Below are 14230 nucleotides of genomic sequence, written 5' to 3' on the forward strand. Positions count from 1 at the left end.
AACGAATAATTTACATTCTGTTTACTTGCCTAAAAAATTATATCAACCATTTAGCCCATAAAAAAAGCATCGTAACGATGCTTTATCTTTTCTGCTGTATGAGTTCCATTGTCTTTTGTAATGCGTCCTCATTATCCTCAATCTCAATATCTGGGAGAATACTTTCTGTGTCGATAATGCCGCTTGGACGCACATCCAGACTGGTCGATACCTGAAATGTAAATTTGGAATAAGGCAATGCATACCACATCATAGGATCTGCATAAAAAGAAGAAAGGTTTGCCGTGGGTTGTCCGACCAAAGTTCCGAGTTGGTAATCTTTTACCATTGCCGCAAACATTGACCCGGCTGAAAAAGTATAATTATCAATCAGCACGAAAACATTCCTTTTATGTTTTAATGATGACTTTTTAGGCTTTATGAGTTTATGTTCCACAACTGCCAGTTCATTGTCTTTTGTGCTCCAGATTGCCTTTGTATGCTTATTGATTCCATAAGTGAACTTTGCCCATCGCATTATTTTGGGTATGTACATTGCCGAAAAGTTCTTCTTGAATTCCGGCGTAACCTTCCACAACGTTTTAGAGGAAGTACGGAAAGGTTTATCAGCAAAATAGCGCCCTAAATCTTCCCCATAACGAGCATCGCCTCCATCATGATTGCGGACATCAATAATTATGTTTTTAATTTTAAGTTTTTCAATTTTCTTAAAGCTTGTCTTGTAAAACTTCTTGAAATAGCTTCGCTTCTCGCTGTCAAAATCCTTAATCGTAAGTAAGGCTGTGGAATCATTCAGAATTGTAAACATGCAGGTTTCTTCTTTGGCTTCAGATTTCTTTTCGGCCAGGGCAGTACTCAGAACACCCTGCACCTCCATCCTATCCGTTTTTCCATTCTTATCCAGAAAATCAATTGCATAAGGAGCCGTCCAATCATAAACACGCCACAGATAATACGGAAAAGAAGCCGTGACATATTTTTCGTCAAGAAAATCCAATTCTTTTGAAGATTGCAGTTTTAATGTCTGCACTACTTTTTCAATCGGAATGCCATTTACCGCAACAATCCGGCTTATAGAATCGATAGCTGTTTGGTCTGAATAATTCTTTTTCACCCCATAGCTTCCTTTTTTGTTTTCTATGGAAAAAGGAAAAAACAAACCACCCTCTTTTACATACTTTTTATAAAACTGGGTAGGATAACTTCGGGTATGGGCATCATTCATAAAAACCAATATCTTATCAATCTGTCTCCAAAAGCCAAACGGCGAAAGATTTTCCGGCAACTCCTTTTTTAGGGAATCCAAATAATGTGTCCATTCTTCCTTGTTCCTGTAATAATAGGGATTGGGATGCGAATAGTTTATTTTTTCTACCAGACAGTCTATATCATAAATCATTTGCTTTTTAGAAAGCTGTTCATCTTGTGCAAAAACCTGTTGGCATTGCAGTATCGTTAAAAAGGCAATGGTTAGTAGAAACCGTATCATTTCAAAACATCTTTAAGTTCTACGATTTCAAACTCAGGATCATATTTGACAATCTCACGAAACATTGAAATATGACCGGCACCTAGTAACACCATCACTTTACTGTCTTGACTTTCCGTTAGTTTTTGCACTAACGAAAACATATACAGGTTGCGTTTGTACCATTCCGATACCAGAAAAGCCCCAATAAAATTATCTGTCTTTCCGGCTTTGTTCGCCAAGCCTACATACCATTGGATATCAGAATTTGCATATTCTGGGGTATTCAGGCTCAAAATCAAATCTGTTAACGAATAGGTCGCAATCTTTTTATTTGTATTCGTTTCAATATCTTTCATCATTTTGCTGCTTCGCTCTATTAGCGCTGTCTGTCCGGCCTGTTCCATCCCTAAAAGCAGCATATTGTATGGAAAAGTCGTATCTAAATAATCAATCGCATACATCTTTTTATGGTTGAGCTTTTTTGCGGTTCGCAATGCTAACTGCACTCTTTCATCAGCCATTTTTTTCAATAGACTATCTGGGGTTTGGGCATAAAACTGGTCTAATTCATCCTGTTTTGTATGATCCCATTCTACAAAAATTTTATCTGGACCAAACTTTTTAATACGGTTTGTTATCGTTTCCAGTTCCTTTTGGCTCTTTGGAGTCATGACATCAAAAGTGTTTACTTTGGCGACATCATATCCCGGGTTTTCAAAATGAAAGCTACCAACCAGCAAAATCTGTTTCTTTTTTGTTTGTGCCATCAATCCTGTACTGGCCACCAATAACATCAATAGGACTATTCTTTTCATAATTTGAACGTTTTAAATTTGTTCCAAAAGTAAAATCCCAACAGTAGCGCTTTTTTAAATTTTGACGAAGGCATGATAGTATCTTACAAACTGTCAAAATCAAAACCTGAATAATTTCATATAATGAATCGGGGGATTTGTCTCAAGAAATTGAGGTTTCGTGTAAATATTGATTTGATTCAAAGTCATAATTGTATTTTTGAGAAGCAATACTGATGACATGAAACTAAAAATCCCATTACACTATCATATTACATTTTTTCTCAGCATATATCTGCTTTTTGTGCTTTGGGAATTTACAACCAGTCTCAATCAGGATTCCTCTTTTTTTGCTTTTGATTTGATGTCTGTGTTGTTATCCGTAACTCTGGCGCTGGCGCTTTTTAGTATTTATCTTTTTAATTTTTATACTTTCTGCCATTGGTTTCTAAACCGAAGAAAATTAATTTTATACATACTCTCCCTTCCTGTCACACTCATACTTTTTGCTGGAGTGCGTTATTTTTTGCAGGAAGTTGTTGTATTTGAATTGACAGGTTTCCATAATTATTATGACGCATCCAGGCAGCCTTTATATTATATCCGTGACAACTTTTTTTTCGGGATGCCTGCCATAATATTAAGTACGCTGTTTTATCTCATGTTGCAATTTCAGCAGTATCAAAGACAAAATCAGCAATTGTTACTCGAAAATAAAAAAGCCGAATTCCAGCTATTAAAATCGCAAGTGAGTCCGCATTTTTTATTTAATACGCTTAATTCTTTTTATAGCGAATGGATTGAAAAAGATCCCCAAACCGCTTCAGATTTGCTGAAATTATCCGACCTTTTGCGTTATGTGATTACAGAAACCGATAAAGAATATGTACCACTTACTAAAGAATTACAGTTTATCAAAAACTACATTGATTTGCAGGAAAAAAGATTTGAAAATCAGCTCTATCTTGATTTTTCGATTGAGGGCAACGCTGGCAACCTTATGATTCTTCCTTCGGTTTTAATCCATTTTACAGAAAATGTTTTTAAGCACGGGAAACTGAATGATCCTAAGAAAAAAGCGAATATTACTATAAAAATCAGCAGTCATTTTCTGGAAATTTCAACGTTCAACAGCAACCAGCCGGGTGAGAATTATTCATCAACGGGAATTGGTTTTGACAACCTTACCAAACGCCTGGAATATGCCTATCACGAAAATTTCACTCTGGAAAAAACCAAAGAAAATGATACCTTTAAGACTTATTTGAAAATTCCTTTAAAAAGCAATCTATGAAATTCAAATGCATAATTGTCGATGACGAACCGCCAGCAACACGCATCTTGGAAAAGTATGTAGAGCAAGTTTCTTTTCTGGAAAGAGTAGCCACGTTTAATGATTCTTTAAAGGCTTTAGAGTTTTTAAATACCCATACTGTTGATTTGATTCTTTTGGACATACAGATGCCACAGCTGACGGGACTGCAGCTTTCAAAAATCATTTCAAAAGATATCAAGATTATTTTTACGACGGCTTATCCTGATTTTGCACTGGAAGGTTTTGAGTTAAGTGCTCTCGATTATTTGGTCAAGCCTATTGCTTTTGAACGTTTTTATCAGGCGGTATCTAAATTGCAGTCCAGTCCAAAACAAGAAATCCAGTCCTCCAATTCAGTCGATTTTATTTTTATAAAAACTGATGGCAAGAATAAGTTTGCCAAGCTGTTCTTAAAAGACATTCTTTATATTGAAAGTCTCCAAAATTATATCTGCATTCATACGCTGGAACAGCAATTTATTACACATTCTTCTTTGCGAAATGTATTGGAATCCTTGCCACAGGATGATTTTGTGCAAACCCACAAATCGTATGTAGTGGCTTTAAAACAAATCGAATCAACCGATAATTTTTCCGTTTTCATTAACAACAAAGAATTGCCTATTGGAGCGACCTACAAGGATGATTTTTTTAAGCGAATCGATCAGAACAAAATATAAAAGGCGACCATTAGGCCGCCTTTTTATTGATACTCTTTTATTTCTTTTATTCCTGATTCTCGTCAGCATTCAACATTTCCCAAAGCTTGTCTTTTAATTCAACAAGTCCCTGGTTCGCTATTGAAGAGATGAAATGATATTTCAAGCCTTTAAACTCTTTATCCAGCTGTGCTTTCATTTCTGATTTCAGTTCTTCGTCAAGCATATCCGATTTCGAAATCACGATAAAGCGTTCTTTATCTAAAATTTCCGGGTTATAGCGTCGCAACTCATCCAAAAGGATTTCATATTCTTTTTTAATATCGTCTGCATCAGCAGGAATCAAAAACAGCAATACCGAGTTTCTTTCGATATGTCTTAGGAAATAATGTCCTAGTCCTTTTCCTTCGGCAGCACCTTCAATAATTCCCGGAATATCTGCCATTACAAACGATTGGAAATCTCTGTAGGCCACAATTCCAAGATTCGGTTTTAGTGTTGTAAACGGATAATCTGCAATTTTTGGTTTTGCAGAGGTTAATACAGACAGTAAAGTAGATTTTCCTGCATTTGGAAATCCTACCAAACCAACATCGGCCAGAACTTTAAGTTCCAGAATAATATCCAATTCGTTAGCTGGCATTCCAGGCTGCGAATATCTTGGCGTCTGGTTTGTGGAACTTCTAAAGTGCCAGTTTCCTAATCCGCCTTTTCCTCCTTTTACTACAATCTTTTTCTCACCGTGTTCTGTAATTTCGAACAGAATTTCGTTGGTTTCTTTATCACGAACTACAGTTCCCAACGGTACTTCAATGTATTTATCTTCTCCGTCAGCACCCGTACTTCTTGCACTTCCTCCATCGCCACCATGTCCGGCTTTAACGTGTTTTGCAAACTTTAAATGGAACAATGTCCAAAGTCCCTTATTCCCAACCAGATATACGTGTCCTCCTCGTCCTCCGTCACCTCCGTCAGGACCACCTTTTTCAATAAATTTCTCTCTATGCAAATGCGTAGATCCTTTTCCTCCTTTTCCGGAAGTAACATAAATCTTAACGTAATCTACAAAATTTCCCTCTGTCATTTTCTTTATTTAAAGTGTAAAGTTTAAGGTTTAAAGCTACAGCATACTGCCAACTCTAAACCTTAAACTTTATACTGTTTCTTTTTTGTTTATTCTTTTAGGGAACGTACTAAAACCTTATCGATTTTAACGCCGTCCATATCTATAACTTCTAGTTCAAATAAGTTCCAGATTAGCTTTTCGCCTTGTTTAGGTATATACGAAAGCTCTGTCATGATCAAGCCGCTCACTGTTGTAACTTCATAATCATTGATCAGTTCATCCAAATCAAAATAAGTCAAAAAGTCGTGGAGCGAGTAATGCCCGTCTACCAACCACGTACCGTCTTCTCTGGCTACCAACTGGAATTCTTCATGATAGAAATCGGATGCATCACCAACCAACGCTTCCAGAATATCATTTAAGGTAATCATACCTTGCGTGATTCCGTATTCGTCTGTTACGATAGCATAATGCACTTTGGTTTTCTTGAAAATATCCAATGCTTTATAAGCAGAAGTATGTTCTATCAGATAAACCGGTTCTTTCATTATTTCTCTAAGGTTGAAATCTCCGCTTTCGAATTTGGCAAACAAATCTTTTAGCAGCACGACACCCACAACTTCGTCCAAACTTTCTTCACAAACCGGATATACGGAGTGGATTTCGTCAAGGACTTTTTGCTTAAGTGTCGTAAGATCATCTTCCAATGAAAGATAATCAACCGATTTCCTGTGCGTCATCAGCGAGTTTACCTTTCTGTCACCAATATGGAAAACACGTTCCACAATGTCCTGTTCGATTTCCTGTACTTCTCCTACTTCGGTTCCTTCCTTGATAATTGCCTTGATTTCTTCTTCGGTAACTTTTCCGTCAGCCGTAGGTCTGATTCTGAACAATTTCAGAAGCGATTCTGTCGAGATGGTCAAAAGCCAGATAAAAGGTGCGGTAATTACCGAAATTATCTTCATTGGCAAGGCCACTGTCTTTGCAATGGTTTCCGGATAATTGAGTCCTATTCTTTTAGGAAGCAATTCTCCAAGCACTAATGAGAAGAAAGTCAATATAACAACTACGATTCCAACTGAAAGATTTGCCGAATACGGCTGAAGGAATTCGTACTGGTCCAAGAAAATCTTTACATCGCCAGTGACATTATCACCTGAATAAATACCCGTTAAGATTCCGATTAATGTGATTCCGATTTGAACGGTAGACAAAAATTTGTTTGGTGAATTGGCCAAATCCAAAGCAGTTTTGGCACTGGTATTCCCTTTTTTTGCAGAGGTCTCCAACCTGTTTTTTCGCGCTGATATCAATGCGATTTCCGACATCGAAAAAACACCATTTAAAAGGATTAAAAAGAAAATTATAGCTATTTCCAAGTTTTATAAATTTAGTTAAAGGCTATCGATTACTGTACTTAATCGATCTGTAATTTCTTCTATGGTACCAATTCCGTCCACAGCGTGAAATTTATTTTGTGCTTTATAATAGTCCATTAAAGGAGCTGTTTTTTCATTGTATTCCTGATAACGGTTTCTGATTTTCTCTTCATCCTGGTCATCCGGCCTTCCGGAAGTTTTTCCTCTTTCCAAAAGTCTTTGTACTAATATTTCATCATTTGCTTCTAGAGCAACCGTTGCCGTAATCTTTTCTTTTTTTGATTCTAAGAAATTATCTAAAGCTTCTGCCTGTGATAATGTTCTTGGAAATCCGTCAAAAAGAAATCCTTCAGATTGTGGATTTTTATCTACTTCACTTTGAAGCATCTGGATGGTTACCTCATCCGGAACTAAATCTCCTTTATCCATATAGGTTTTGGCTAATTTACCAAGTTCCGTTTCATTTTTAATATTGAACCTAAAAATATCTCCTGTTGAGAGATGGGTCAGATTGTATTTCTTTTTTAAGAATTCGGCCTGAGTTCCTTTTCCCGCTCCAGGCTTCCCAAATAATACGATATTAATCATTTTGTTAGTTGTGAGTTATTATATGCCAGGATTTTTCAATCCAAAATGTTTCATTTCCAATCCGACTTAATCTTTTAATTGGTATACTTCGGGAATATTTCTTCCTAGTCCATCATAATCCAGGCCATAGCCTACAATGAATTTATTTGGAATTTCAATACCAATATAATCAATTTTTATGTCTTTTTTGTATGCTTCGGGCTTTAAAAATAAGGTAGCAAACTTAAGTTGCTTTACATTTTGCGACTCAAACATTGCTTTCAGTTCTACCAAAGTATTACCTGTGTCGACAATATCTTCTATTACGACAACTGTTCTTCCCGATAAATCTTGATTAAGTCCTATAAGTTTTTTTACCTCATGGGTTGTAGTAGTGCCTTCATAGGAGGCTAATTTCACGAAGCTGACTTCGCAGGCTTTCGGATAGTGTTTCATAAAGTCTGAAACAACCATAAAGGCGCCATTCAAGACGCCCACAAATAAGGGTATCTCTTCGTCTAGGTCTTCAGCTACTTCCTGCGCCATTTTGGCTATAGCTGAATCAATTTCCTTTCCACTAATGAAAGGAACAAAATGTTTGTCGTGAAGTTGTATCACAATGATTTTATTAAATAATAAGTTGCAAATATACTAAAATAGAATCCAGCTATTTTACAATTTATTTCAGTTTTATTACAATTTTATTTTTGTTAAATGTTTTTTAATATTCCTTAAACTCCGAAGATAAAAAATTTAAAATCAGTAAATTCAATATTCAGAAAACACAACCACTAATTTTTTTGAGCTATGAAAATGCGAATTTTACACCTACTTCCCTGCCTTGCTTTTTCCTTCTTATCCTGCAACGGACAAGAAAAGAAACAGCCTGTTAAAAACAACACTACTGTCGTAAAAACTGCAATTGGCGATTTGGAGCTTCCCGCTCCGTATGCCACCGAATCTGCAAGAAAAATAAGCAAGATGAAAGAATGGCCGGAAGGAATTACACCAAAAGCTCCAGAAGGATTCGTGGTTACCAAATTTGCAGACGGATTGAAAAATCCTCGCTGGACTTATATCGCACCCAACAATGACATTTTTGTAGTTGAAAGCAACACTTTTAAAAGTGCAAACCAGATTACTATTTTTAGGGACAAGGACAATGATGGCGTTTTTGAAACCCGTGAAATTTTTAAAGACGGGCTCAATATGCCTTTTGGAATGCTTATTCTTGGAAATTATTTTTACATCGCCAATACCGACGGGCTTTATCGATTTCCCTATAGCGCCGGTGACCTGAAATTAAGAGGTAGTGGCACAAAAATACTGGAACTTCCTGCTGGAGGCTATAACAACCACTGGACAAGAAATCTGCTTGCCAATGCTGACGGTTCAAAAATATACGTTTCTGTAGGTTCTGCCAGCAACAATGCCGAGCATGGAATGGATGTAGAAAAAAGGCGTGCCAATATTTTAGAAATCAATCCTGATGGAACCGAAGAACAAATCTATGCCAGCGGACTGAGAAATCCTGTTGGAATGGATTGGAACCCGGCAAATAATGAGCTTTGGACAGCCGTAAACGAGCGTGATGATTTGGGCGACGAGCTTGTTCCTGATTATATTACAAGCGTAAAAAGAGGAGGTTTTTATGGATGGCCTTATTCCTATTACGGACAGATTGCCGACCCAAGAATGAAAGGACAAGGAAAAGAACTGATTGCAAAAGCCATCATTCCCGATGTTTCGGTTGGTGCCCATACGGCTTCGCTTGGGTTTGCCTTTTATAACAAGGATGCCTTTCCTGGCAAATATAAAAATGGGGCATTTGTCGGACAACATGGCTCGTGGAACCGTTCGAAACTAAGCGGCTACAAAGTGCTTTTTGTGCCTTTTAAAAACGGAAAGCCTTCCGGAAAACCTGAAGATTTCCTGACCGGATTTATTGCCAACGAAGAAAAAGCTGAAGTTTATGGTCGCCCGGTTGCTGTAACCGTTATGAATGACGGCTCCCTTTTGGTCAATGATGATAGCGGCAATACGATATGGAGAGTAGCTGTTAAAAAATAAGTTTTTCGGAAATTCCCAAAATATATCCCGCTAAGTTTAATCATTCATGCAAAGTTTATTAACACACTAATTTTTTTTGCATCTCCTTTCATTATAAACTTTTGGCAGTTATTTTATTTTAATACTTTTACTCCAAACAGCCCAATCTATGAATCCGATTTGCAAAAATTGCGAGCATAAAATCAATGGAAATTTCTGCAGTGAATGTGGACAATCTACCGACACACATCCTATAAATTTTCATTACCTCTGGCATGACATACAGCATGGTATTTTTCATTTTGATAAAGGACTTCTTTTTACTGCCAAAGAGCTTTTTACACGACCTGGTCATTCTATTAGAGAATTTATCGAAGGCAAAAGAGTCAACCATTTCAAACCTACAGCATTGGTTTTTTTGCTGGGTTCTCTTTATGGCCTGCTGTATCATTTTTTTCATATTGAGATTCCGTCCACTATAACCAATGAAGATTCGGAACAGACATTCAATATCATAGGAGATTGGATTACTACACATTATGCATTGGCAACTTTGTTTACCATTCCTCTAATATCCATCGCTTCTTTTCTTGCTTTTCGAAAAACAGGCTATAATTTGGTAGAACATTTGGTACTAAACGGTTTTATTGCCGGACAAAAGCTGATTCTCCAATTTATTTTCTTCCCGCTTCTTTATATTTACAGCGGAACCCAAACTATGTTGCTACTTTCCGGAATATCTGTACTTATTGATATCCTGCTTGCATTTTGGGTCTACAACCAGTTTTTTGACACCCAATCAACTTTAAAAAACATTTTAAAAACGGTTCTGACTTATATTTATTTCTTTATACTTTTTACAACCCTGACGGTTGTAATAAGCATAGTCGTGGAACTATTTATAAACAAAGTATAAAATGACGAGTTCTGATTTTATCCGAAAATTAGAAAATAGCACGGCACACAGGCAAAGCCGTGAATCAATGTCTGACAGCGTTTCCGCAAATCCAGAACTGTTGCCGGTTTTGATGAATGTAGTATTAGACACCCAAAACAAAAACCATTATAAAGGTTGTTGGATTTCAGAGTTGGTTTTTGAAAATCATATCGACTGGCTTATTCCCTATCTGGAAACTTTTTGCAAAACACTGTCGGCATATTCGCATGATGGTGCCTTGCGCTCTGTTTCTAAAATCTGTCTTTTTTCAGCAACTCACCATCTGAAAAAGAAAAAATCAGGAGAAGCTTTCCTAACAGACGAGCAATTGGAACTGATGATAGAATCCTGTTTTGACTGGCTTATCAGCGATCAAAAAGTGGCAACCAAAGCCTATGCGATGCGAGCGCTTTATGCTTTTGGAAAAACAAACGACTGGATATATCCGGAACTCAAGACTATTTTAGTACAAGATTACCCGAATCATTCTGCAGCCTATCAGGGAGCTTCAAAGGAAATTCTGAAAAAACTGAAATAGCTAAAAAATATTCTCCGTTTTACTAGCCAATTCATTTTAAGACTTTAAATTGCACGCTTTAATTTCCTTAACAATGGCGGAAAGCATTGCAAAAAACAACAGTCTTTTATTCAAAATAGTCACCAATCTTACTTTTTGGGTACTGATCGCAATTATTTCCGGCGTTTTGGTTGGACATTATTTGCCTGAAACCGGCACAAAAATGAAAATCATAGGCGATACTTTCATCCAGATTGTCAAGCTTTTTATTGCCCCTATTATTTTTCTGACCATAGTTTTAGGAATCAGCGGTATGGGCGATCTTCGAAAAGTGGGACGCATTGGGATAAAAGCGCTGATTTACTTTGAAATCGTTACCACATTTGCTCTCGCTATTGGCGTTATCGCAGCCTATGTCATCCAGCCCGGCAAAATTGACAAGTCTGGTCTGGATATTCAGGATGCATCAAAATACACCTCAAATCCAAGGACAGAGTTTGACTGGTGGCAGTTTTTTATGGATAATTTCACCTTGCAGGTTTTAGTTGTAGCCATAGTTTGTGGCATACTACTTAATTATTACAGCAAACGTGAATCTGTAGTAGGCACCTTATACAAAGCCTCAAAAATTGTTTTCAAGGCTTTAAAATTTGTGATGTTTCTGGCACCATTAGGCGCTTTTGGAGGCATGGCTTATACGGTTGGAAAGTTTGGACTGCATACCTTGATTCCTTTAGGAAAGCTGATGTTTACAGTATATGTGACAATGGCTATTTTTATCTTTTTGGTATTGGGCGGCATCCTGCGCTACTATAAAATGAGAATATGGGATTTTATAAAATACCTGAAAGCCGAACTGCTCATTGTTCTGGGAACTTCATCATCTGAACCGGCATTGCCCAATTTGATGGACAAGCTGGAACGATTGGGTTGCAGTAAATCGGTTGTAGGATTGGTAGTACCCACCGGATATTCTTTCAATCTTGACGGCACATCTATCTATCTTTCTATGTGTGTTATATTTTTAGCCCAACTGTATAACGTGCATCTTTCTTTTGGCGAAATACTGACTATTATCGGGTTACTGATGATAACTTCAAAAGGAGCTGCCGGAGTTACAGGAAGCGGCTTTATTGTTTTGGCTTCAACACTTACAGCCATTCATAAAATTCCGCTTGAAGGACTGGCTTTTCTTTTAGGAGTCGACAAATTTATGAGTGAAGCAAGAGCTATAACCAACTTTATTGGCAATGGCGTTGCGACTATAGTGATTTCTAAAAACGAAAACGAGTTTATCGATATTGAAAACCCTATGGAACTCGATTAGGCTTTTCTTTTCAGGTAATCGTAAATTTTATCCTGGGAACGAATTGGTTCTTTTTCATTTCTTACCGGAATATTTTCGAGTGATGTTCCTAGCAAAGAAGCCTTCGTGTTGTCTTCTAACTGGATATTTAGAATGTCGAGCATTTGTTCTTTCAGAATTGGGTCATATATGGGAAAACAAACCTCAATTCTATTGTAAATATTTCTGTTCATCCAATCGGCAGAACCCATAAATAGTAACGGACTGCCATTGTTTTCAAACACAAAAATGCGTCCGTGTTCGAGATATCTGTCAACAATTCGTCTCACGGAAATGTTTTCACTCCTGCCCGGAATTCCTGGAACAAGACAACAAATTCCACGAATCATCAGCTGGATTTTTACTCCTGCATTAGAAGCTTCGTATAATTTTTCGATAAGACTTTTCTCTTCCAGATTATTCAGTTTTATAATAATTCCGGCATCCAAACCTTTTCTTTTGTTTTGGATTTCGTTATCAATCAGCTTGATGAATTTTTCCCGCAGATTGAATTTGGCAACCAGCAGGTGCTTGAAATCCATTTTATATTTCTTTGGATTTTTCTTGATGGTAGCAAGAAGCAGAAATGTCTTTTCCAAATCTTTCAGCATTTCTTTATTGGCAGTCATGAGGATATGGTCTGTATAAAAACGGGCTGTGTTTTCATTCAGGTTTCCGGTTGCCAGCAATCCTATGGACGGAAGCTTGCTTTGTTTTTTAAATTTTACGAGTGCTATTTTAGCGTGTACTTTTAGCGACGGAATGCTATGAACAATCCGAACGCCAGCTTTTTTAAGCTGTTTTGACCATTTTATATTGTTTGCCTCGTCAAATCGTGCTTTTAATTCTACTACAACGGTTACTTTTTTTCCGTTTTTAGCCGCACTTATCAAGGCATTCGCAATTCTTGAGTCGCTAGCTACCCGGTAAAGGGTTACGTATATTTCTTCGGCATTGGGATGTATGGAAGCTTCATTAAAAAAACGAAGTACGCTATCATACGATTGATAAGGCACATGCAGCATAAGATCTTTTTCTGCAACGGTATCAAAAAGGCTCTTATCTGCCGGACCATCCAAAGGAATAGGAACCATTTCGGCATACGACAGGTTTGGTTTTTTTAACGGCAGCGAAGCCAGGTCTTTTAAATTATGGTAGCGTCCACCCAAAACAATCGTGGCATCTTTCAGTTTAAAAGTATCAATTACCGACTGTAAAAATGGCGGCGGCATGCGGTAATCGAATAAAAAACGGGTAGCAAAGCTAAAATCTCTTTTGGCAATTTTCTTTTCCATTTTTTCAGCCATAGCCTCATCATACTCGTCATCAAGCTCTATAGCTGCATCACGTGTTATTTTGAAATTATAATCGGCCGGCAGTTTCTGGTCTTTGAAAATAAATTTCAAGCCAAAACTGATAATATCGTCCAGAAAAACGATATGTGTTTTTGTTCCTTTTTTTACCGAGAAAAACCGAGGCAAATCGTCAGATGGTATGTTAAGGAGAAACAGTTTGTGCGTATCGGCATTTTCTTCTAACACGACAAGCTTGTATAGTTTATTATTTTCCGGAAAGAATTCTGTTTCTTTGGTTATCTCTACAACTTGCAGGAATGTCAATACTTCCGTAAAAAAATAATGGGTTAACTCATCGTGAATATTTTCAGGAACAGGCTCATTATAAATAAGATGAAACTTTTCTTTTTCGAGTCCCGGCAGAATCTTTTTCGTCATTACCGTACCAAAAACCCGCTGCTGATCATCAACAATATGCTGTATCTTGTCCAGAATATGCTGGTAGACAAAACTATTTTCCTTTTTGTTTTTGGAGATTTTTTTGAGAGCCATTAAGGACGGTATCCTGACTCTGTAAAATTCATCGAGATTAGAAGAATAGATGGAAAGGAACTTTATTTTTTCAAAAAGCGGTACATCATTGGCATCAGCCTCAAGAAGTACTCTTTCGTTAAATGAAAGCCAGCTGATATCCCTGTCAAAAAAATCAGGTTTCAGGCTCACTTCTTTGTTCTTGGTTTCCAGAATCATATCGTATCTTAAGTAGTTATAAAAGTATTAATTTATAATGACTATATCATTAAGATACTATTATCCTTTGCGGCATTCTTCCT

Annotated in this window: 13 protein-coding genes; 6 read left to right on the forward strand and 7 right to left on the reverse strand. The window is 37.1% G+C overall.

Features of this window, described 5'->3' with window-relative positions; all coding sequences use genetic code 11:
- Positions 1-82: 82 nt before the first annotated feature.
- Both FJA49_RS08435 and FJA49_RS08440 read right to left on the reverse strand, forming a co-directional pair.
- The gene (locus tag FJA49_RS08435) at positions 83-1489 is read right to left on the reverse strand and encodes a S41 family peptidase (RefSeq protein ID WP_140000531.1); all 1407 of its coding nucleotides are present in this window, start codon (positions 1487-1489) and stop codon (positions 83-85) included.
- Positions 1486-2286, reverse strand: a complete 801-nt coding sequence (locus FJA49_RS08440; RefSeq protein ID WP_140000532.1) for a DUF5694 domain-containing protein — start codon at positions 2284-2286, stop codon at positions 1486-1488. The genes FJA49_RS08435 and FJA49_RS08440 overlap by 4 nt, the downstream gene beginning before the upstream one ends.
- 220 nt (positions 2287-2506) lie before the next feature.
- Here FJA49_RS08440 and FJA49_RS08445 point away from each other — a divergent pair, with 220 nt between their 5' ends.
- Together FJA49_RS08445 and FJA49_RS08450 are read left to right on the forward strand one after the other, a co-directional pair.
- On the forward strand, positions 2507-3559 hold the full coding sequence (locus FJA49_RS08445) for a sensor histidine kinase (RefSeq protein ID WP_140000533.1): 1053 nt from the start codon (positions 2507-2509) through the stop codon (positions 3557-3559).
- Entirely contained in the window at positions 3556-4260 is a 705-nt protein-coding gene (locus FJA49_RS08450; RefSeq protein ID WP_140000534.1) for a LytR/AlgR family response regulator transcription factor, read from the forward strand. The genes FJA49_RS08445 and FJA49_RS08450 overlap by 4 nt, the downstream gene beginning before the upstream one ends.
- Before the next feature lie 46 nt (positions 4261-4306).
- Here the strand turns inward: FJA49_RS08450 and obgE are convergent, their stop codons facing one another.
- The 4 genes from obgE to FJA49_RS18560 form a co-directional block, all read right to left on the reverse strand.
- Positions 4307-5323: a GTPase ObgE gene (obgE, locus tag FJA49_RS08455; protein ID WP_140000535.1), complete on the reverse strand. Its 1017-nt coding sequence runs from the start codon at positions 5321-5323 to the stop codon at positions 4307-4309.
- A gap of 89 nt (positions 5324-5412) precedes the next feature.
- The gene (locus FJA49_RS08460) at positions 5413-6687 is read right to left on the reverse strand and encodes a hemolysin family protein (protein WP_140000536.1); all 1275 of its coding nucleotides are present in this window, start codon (positions 6685-6687) and stop codon (positions 5413-5415) included.
- A 15-nt stretch (positions 6688-6702) separates the two neighbouring features.
- Entirely contained in the window at positions 6703-7275 is a 573-nt protein-coding gene (locus FJA49_RS18555; protein ID WP_233590091.1) for an adenylate kinase, read from the reverse strand.
- Positions 7276-7341: 66 nt separating this feature from the next.
- Positions 7342-7872: a phosphoribosyltransferase gene (locus FJA49_RS18560; protein ID WP_233590093.1), complete on the reverse strand. Its 531-nt coding sequence runs from the start codon at positions 7870-7872 to the stop codon at positions 7342-7344.
- 189 nt (positions 7873-8061) lie between these two features.
- Here FJA49_RS18560 and FJA49_RS08470 point away from each other — a divergent pair, with 189 nt between their 5' ends.
- The 4 genes from FJA49_RS08470 to FJA49_RS08485 all read left to right on the forward strand — a co-directional run bounded on the left by FJA49_RS08470 (position 8062) and on the right by FJA49_RS08485 (position 12084).
- Entirely contained in the window at positions 8062-9324 is a 1263-nt protein-coding gene (locus tag FJA49_RS08470; RefSeq protein ID WP_140000537.1) for a PQQ-dependent sugar dehydrogenase, read from the forward strand.
- 148 nt (positions 9325-9472) lie between these two features.
- Complete coding sequence (locus tag FJA49_RS08475; protein ID WP_140000538.1) at positions 9473-10219, forward strand: DUF3667 domain-containing protein; 747 nt, start codon at positions 9473-9475, stop codon at positions 10217-10219.
- 1 nt (position 10220) lies between these two features.
- A complete protein-coding gene (locus tag FJA49_RS08480) occupies positions 10221-10778 on the forward strand; it encodes a hypothetical protein (RefSeq protein WP_140000539.1) in 558 nt (185 codons plus the stop codon).
- Between the two features lie 73 nt (positions 10779-10851).
- The gene (locus FJA49_RS08485; protein ID WP_140000540.1) at positions 10852-12084 is read left to right on the forward strand and encodes a cation:dicarboxylate symporter family transporter; all 1233 of its coding nucleotides are present in this window, start codon (positions 10852-10854) and stop codon (positions 12082-12084) included.
- Here FJA49_RS08485 and ppk1 read toward each other — a convergent pair.
- Positions 12081-14147, reverse strand: a complete 2067-nt coding sequence (ppk1, locus tag FJA49_RS08490) for a polyphosphate kinase 1 (protein ID WP_140000541.1) — start codon at positions 14145-14147, stop codon at positions 12081-12083. The two genes, FJA49_RS08485 and ppk1, sit on opposite strands and share 4 nt — an antisense overlap.
- Between the last annotated feature and the right edge of the window lie 83 nt (positions 14148-14230).

Source organism: Flavobacterium microcysteis, from assembly GCF_006385255.1.
Taxonomy (GTDB): domain Bacteria; phylum Bacteroidota; class Bacteroidia; order Flavobacteriales; family Flavobacteriaceae; genus Flavobacterium; species Flavobacterium microcysteis.